Genomic DNA, 1,059 nt, shown 5'->3' on the forward strand with positions numbered 1-1,059 from the left:
CGTGTTGTGGGCGTTGGCGGATGCGAACACCCACCGTCATCGCCGGCTGGCGTGGCCGCACGTTATGGACTGATGCCCTGCGGCCTGGGCGGATGCACGACACCACAACCGCCCGCAACGAGTGCATCGCCGTCTGCCTGGCAGCACTCCCCCGTCGCCGAGGGGCCTTGACCCCGAGTCCTGGACACGGGTTATGCGGCTTGGGCCAGCGTAGTTGATGTTGCTGTGACTGCCGTCTCGTAGGCGATCGGGCTGCGGTGTCCGAGGCGGGAGTGTCGGCGTCGGGTGTTGTAGCGGTTCAGCCAGCGGAAGGTATCGAGGCGGGCCTCGCGCTCGCTGGACCAGGCCTTCCTGTCTTGGAGCGTTTCGCGTTTGAAGGTCGCGTTGAAGGACTCCGCGAGCGCGTTGTCCGCGCTGGACCCGATCGCGCCCATGCTCTGGATCACCCCTGCTGACCTGCAGGCTTCGGCGAATGCCCGGCTGGTGTACTGCGAGCCGTGGTCGGTGTGCATGATCGCGCCGGTCAGGCTGCCGCGGGTGCGCTGGGCGGCGGCGAGCGCGTCGGTGACGAGTTCGGTCCGCATGTGATCGGCGATCGCCCAGCCGGCCAGGCGCCGTGAGGCGAGGTCGATGACGGTGGCCAGATAGAGGAACTTCCCGCCGTCCAGGGGGAGGTAGGTGATGTCGCCGACGTACTTCGTGTTCACCTCGGTCGCGGTGAAGTCACGTCCGAGCAGGTCGGGGGCCTTCGCCGCGGCCGGGTCCGGAGTCGTGGTGCGGTGCCTGCGACGGAGTCGTACTCCTGCGAGATGGATGCTCCGCATGACGCGGGCGACCCGCTTGTGGTTGACCGGCTCGCCGGCCTCGCGGAGCTCGGCGGTGATCCTGGGGACACCGTAGGTACCGTCCGATTCCTGGTGCACGGCCCGTATCCGGACGGCGAGCCGGGCGTCGGCCGCCTGGCGGGCGGCCCGGTCAGGGGCTGTCCCGCGCCAGTAGTAGAAGCTCGAGCGTGCGATCTCCAACAGTCGGCACCCGGACGCCGTCCACGCCCAGCAC

General features: G+C 69.1%; 1 protein-coding gene. It reads right to left on the bottom strand.

The genetic code is table 11. The annotated features are described in order from the left end of the window. Nucleotides 1–191: 191 nt before the first annotated feature. Nucleotides 192–1,059 (bottom strand): IS3 family transposase (locus ACFT2C_RS29125; protein ID WP_377210588.1); only part of this gene is annotated, 868 nt, incomplete at its 5' end.

The organism is Promicromonospora sp. NPDC057138 (assembly GCF_042670845.1).
In the GTDB taxonomy this organism is placed as follows: domain Bacteria; phylum Actinomycetota; class Actinomycetes; order Actinomycetales; family Cellulomonadaceae; genus Promicromonospora.